General features: G+C 71.4%; 1 protein-coding gene. It reads left to right on the forward strand.

The genetic code is table 11. The annotated features are described in order from the left end of the window. A partial coding sequence (locus ABZ495_RS36650) for an amino acid adenylation domain-containing protein (RefSeq protein WP_359840320.1) occupies positions 1-5,518 on the forward strand: 5,518 nt, incomplete at both ends.

Raw genomic sequence — 5,518 nt, forward strand, 5'->3', positions numbered from 1 at the left:
AAATCGAAACCGCCCTCACCGCCCTGGACCACATCCACCAGGCCGTCGCCATCGTCCGCGACGACACCCTCCTCGCCTACCTCGTCACCGACAACACCGGGTTCGACCTCACCACCGTGCGCCGCGAACTCGCCACCACCCTCCCCGAATACATGATCCCCGCGGCGCTCGTCACCCTCGACGCCATCCCCCTCAACAGCAGCGGCAAGACCGACCGCCACGCCCTCCCCACCCCCGACCTCAACGCCTTCACCACCACCGGCTACACCGCCCCCCGCACCCCCGTCGAAGAACGCCTCGCCGCCGTCTGGGCCGACGTCCTCGGCCTCCCCCAGGTCGGCATCGACGACAGCTTCTTCGACCTCGGCGGCGACTCCATCCGCGCCGTCCGCCTCACCGGAGCCCTCCGCGCCGCCGGCTACGACATCACGGTCCGCGACGTCTTCGAACAGCGCACCATCGCCGCCATGGCCATCGCGGTCGGCGACGGCACCGGCGAGTCCCTGATCACCGCCGTCGAGCCCTTCGCCCTGATCGGCGACGACGACCGGGCGCTGCTGCCCGCCGATGCCGTGGACGCCTACCCGCTCTCCCAGGTCCAGACCGGCATGCTCGTCGAGATGCTGGCAGCGACCCACGGGCGGAACGTCTACCAGAACATCACCTCCTTCCGCCTTCCGGACCGCCAGGCGTTCTCGCCGGACGCCCTGCGCGGCGCCGTCGAGCTGATCACCGCGCGCCACGAGACGCTCCGCAGCTCGATGCACCTGGACGGGTTCTCGCAGCCGCTCCAGCTGGTGCACGCGACCGCCGGGATCCCGGTCACCGTCCATGACCTGCGCGGCTCGACCGCCGAGCAGCAGGCCGAGCACGGCCGTGCCTTCGCCGCCGCCGAGCACGCCGCCGCGTTCGAGCTCACGGCCGCTCCGCTGATGCGCGTCGCCGCACACCTGGAGTCCGACGAGTCCTGGTACCTGACCCTCACCTACCCGCACGCCATCACCGACGGCTGGTCCGTCAACTCGATGCTGGTGGAGCTCCTGGGCGACTACCAGGCGCTGCGGGACGGCCGCGAGCCCGCCGCCCCGGCGCCGCTCCCGGTGCGCTACGCGGACTTCATCGCCGCCGAGCAGACCGCGCTGGCCGACCCGGCGACCCAGGCCTTCTGGCAGCAGGTCGTCGACACCCACAGCCCGCTGGTCCTGCCCGCCACCTGGGGCGGTGACGCGGGCGGCCGGACCGGTCTGCAGGTGCCGTTCGCGGACCTGGAGGAGGGGCTGCGCAAGCTCGCGGCCGAAGCGAAGACCTCGCTCAAGAGCGTCATGCTGGCCGCCCACCTCAAGGTGATGGGCAGCCTGACGGCCGAGGACGCCTTCCACACCGGCGTGGTCTACCACGGCCGTCTGGAGGCGCCGGGTGCCGACCGGGTGCTCGGCATGCACCTCAACACCCTGCCGTTCCCGGCCAGTCGGGGTGCGAGGACCTGGCGTGAGCTGGTCGAGCGGACGTACGCGACGGAGACCGCCATCTGGTCCCACCGCCGTTACCCGCTGCCCGCCATCCAGCGCGCCGCCGGCAGCAGCGGCGAGCTGGTCTCCGTGATGTTCGACTTCCACGACTTCCACCAGCTGGACGCCGATGAGGTCGACACCTCCGCCGAACTGCGCGAGAGCGCCAACGAGTTCGGGCTGACCGTCATCGCCCGTGACGGGCGCTTCCACCTCAGCAGCACGGCCGAGGCCTTCGGTGCCGAGGGCCTGGAGCGGTTGGGTGGGTTGTACCGGTCGGTGTTGAAGGCGATGGCGGCGGATCCGGAGGGTGACGCGCGTGTGGTGGCGTTGTCCGGGGCCGAGGTGGCGGTGTTGTCCGCGCCAGGGCGTGAGGTGGTGTGGTCGACGGCCAGTGCGCCGGAGGCGTTCGCGGCCCGGGTCGTGAAGTCGCCGGACGCGGTCGCGGTGGTGGTCGGTGATGTCGAGCTGACGTACGGGCAGGTGGCGGAGCGGGCAGCGCGGTTCGGTGCCCTGCTGCGGGCGGCGGGTGTCGGTCCGGAGAGCGTGGTGGGTGTGTGCCTGCCGCGTGAGGCGGATCTGGTGCCGCTGCTGCACGGCGTCTGGCTGGCCGGTGGGGCGTATCTGCCGATCGACCCGGCGCTGCCGGGTGAGCGGGTCGACTACATGCTGGCGGACTCGGGCGCGGCGGTGCTGGTGACCGTGAGCGGCCGGTCGGTGGAGTTCTCCGGGACGAGGATCGATCTGGACACGGTGGTGCTCGACGAGACGCCGACTCTTGCCGTGCCGGGTGTGGTGGTTCCGGAGCAGTTGGCGTACGTGCTGTACACGAGTGGTTCGACGGGGCGTCCGAAGGGCGTGATGATCGGGCACGGTGCGCTGCACAATCTGCTGGCTTCGGTGCGGGACGACCTGGGTGTGCCGGATGGTTCGGTGTGGCTGGCCTCGACGTCGGTGTCGTTCGACATCTCGGGTCTGGAGCTGCACCTGCCGCTGGTCACGGGTGGCCGGGTGGTGCTGGCGCGCGACCACGAGGTGAAGGATCCGGCGGCGCTGATCGCTCTGGTCGGGGCGCGTGGGGTGAGCCATGTGCAGGCGACGCCGTCGGCGTGGCGGCTGCTGCTGGAGGCGGGTTTCGAGGAGCGTTCGGTCACCGCGCTGACGGGTGGCGAGCCGTTGCCCGGACACCTCGCGTCCGCCCTGTCGGCGGTCACGCGGCGGGTGGTCAACGTCTACGGTCCGACCGAGACCACCATCTGGTCGAGCTTCTGGGACGTCCCCGAGGAGCCGGAGACCATCGCCGTCGGCCACCCGCTGGCCAACACCGGCGTCTATGTCCTGGACGAGGGGCTGCGGCTGCTTCCGTCGGGGGTGACGGGTCAGTTGTTCATCGACGGTGACGGGGTGGCCCGGGGCTACCACGGCCGGACGGACCTCACGGCGGAGAAGTTCCTGCCCAACCCGTACGGCGCGGCAGGTTCGCGGCTGTACGCGACGGGTGACCTGGCCCGGTTCCTGGCGGACGGCAGTCTGGAGTGCCTGGGCCGGATCGACAGCCAGGTCAAGATCCGCGGCTACCGCATCGAGCCGGGTGAGATCGAGACGGTCCTGAGCGGGCTGGAGCAGGTCCGCCAGGCCGTCGTGACCGTCCACGACGAGGCCCTCGTCGCCTACCTGGTGACCGAGGACGGCAGCGCGCCGGACATCGCCGCCGTACGGCGCGAACTGGGCCGGCAGCTGCCCGAGTACATGGTCCCGGGCGCGTTCGTGACGATCGACGCCGTCCCGCTGAGCAACAGCGGCAAGGTCGACCACCGCGCCCTCCCCGCCCCCGACCTGGACGCGTTCGCCACCGGCGGCTACACCGCCCCCCGCACCCCCGTCGAGGAACGCCTGGCCGCGGTCTGGGCCGAGGTCCTCGGCCTGCCCCAGGTCGGCGTCGAGGACAGCTTCTTCGACCTCGGCGGCGACTCCATCCGCGCCGTCCGACTGGTCGGCGCCCTGCGCGCCGCCGGCTACGACGTCACCATCCCCGACGTCTTCCAGCAGCGCACCATCGCCGCCCTCGCGACCCGGATCGGTGACGGTACCGGCCACTCCCTGATCACCGCCGTCCAGCCCTTCGCCCAGATCTCGGACGAGGACCGCAAGGCCCTCCCGGCCGACATCGTCGACGCCTACCCCCTCTCCCAGATCCAGACCGGCATGCTCGTCGAGATGCTCGCGGCACAGGGCGGCAACACCTACCACAACCTGAACTCCTTCCTCGTCCCCGACGAAGTCCCCTTCGACGCACCGACGTTCCGCCGCGCCCTCGACACCGTGGTCGCCCGGCACGACATCCTGCGCACCTCGATGCACCTGGACGGCTACAGCCAGCCCCTCCAGCTCGTCCACGCCACCGCCGAGGTCCCGGTCGCGATCCACGACCTGCGTGCGCTCGCCGCCGAAGAGATCGCGGCGCGCAAGCAGGAGTACATGACCTCCGAGCGCGCCCTGGGCTTCGAGCTGGCCGAGGCGCCGCTGGTCCGCATCGCTGTCCACCTGGAGTCGCATCAGGCCTGGCGCCTGACGTTCAGTCACATCCACGCCGCCACCGAGGGGTGGAGCTACCACACCCTGGTGATGGAGATCCTCGCCTGCTACCGCAGCCTGCGGAACGGCGAGCAGCCGGCCGTCTACGAGGTGCCGTCGGTCCGCTACGCGGACTTCATCGCCGCCGAGCAGACCGCGCTCTCCGACCCGCAGACCCAGGCCTTCTGGCAGCAGCTCGTCGACACCCACAGCCCGCTGGTCCTGCCGACCTCCTTCGGCACCCCGGATGCCGGCGTCGAGCAGCTGCATGCCCGGGTGCCCTACACCGACATCGAGGACGGTCTGCGTCGTCTCGCCACCGAGGCGAAGACGTCGATCAAGAGCGTGCTGCTGGCCGCGCACCTCAAGGTGATGGGCAGCGTGACGGCCGAGGACGCCTTCCACACCGGCGTGGTCTACCACGGCCGCCTGGAGGCGCCGGGCGCGGACCGGGTGCTCGGCATGCACCTCAACACCCTGCCGTTCCCCACCACTCAGGGTGCGAAGACCTGGCGTGAGCTGGTCGAGCGGACCTACGCCACCGAGACCGAGATCTGGTCGCACCGCCGCTACCCGCTGCCCGCCGTCCAGCGCGCCGCCGGCAGCTCCGGCGATCTGGTCTCCGTCCTCTTCGAGTACCTGGACTTCCACGTCGTCGACGAGAACTCCGTCGACCTGGACGGGTCGATGGGCGACGGCTCCAACTCGTTCGCCCTCAACGTGATCGTGCGTGGCGGCCGAATCAACCTCGACAGCATGAGCACCGCGATCGACCGGGCGAACCTGAACGCCCTGGGTGAGCGCTACCGGCTGGTGCTGGAGGCGATGGCCGCCGACCCCAACGGCGACGCGACCCTCTCCCACCTGCCGGAGGCGGAGCGCACCCAGCTCACGACCTGGGCCGCGGGGGGCTCGGTCGACTGGCCGGAGGGTCTGACCGTCGACCTGATCGAAGCCCAGGCCGCCGCGACGCCGGACGCGGTCGCCGTCATCGCCGGGGACGTCCGCCTCACCTTCCGCGAGGTCGACGAACGCGCCAACCGCATCGCCCACCACCTCCTCACCCTCGGCGCCGGACCGGACATCCTCGTCGGCGTCTGCCTGGAGCGCGGCCCCGACCTCGTCCCCACCCTCCTCGGCGTCTGGAAGGCCGGAGCCGCCTACCTCCCCCTCGACCCGTCCTGGCCCGCCGACCGCCTCGCCTACGTCCTCACCGACACCGCGACCCCGGTGATCGTCACCTCCGCCGCCCTGGCCGACACCGTCGACGCCCAGTACGACGGCCCCCTCGTCGTCATCGAACGCGAGCAGGCGACCATCGGCCAGCACCCGGCGACCGCGCCCCAGCGCACCCTCGACGGCCAGAACCTCGCCTACGCCATCTACACCTCAGGCTCCACCGGCCGCCCCAAGGGCGTCCTCGTCCACCACCACGG

The sequence above is a fragment of the Kitasatospora sp. NPDC005748 genome, from assembly GCF_040630735.1.
Taxonomy (GTDB): domain Bacteria; phylum Actinomycetota; class Actinomycetes; order Streptomycetales; family Streptomycetaceae; genus Kitasatospora.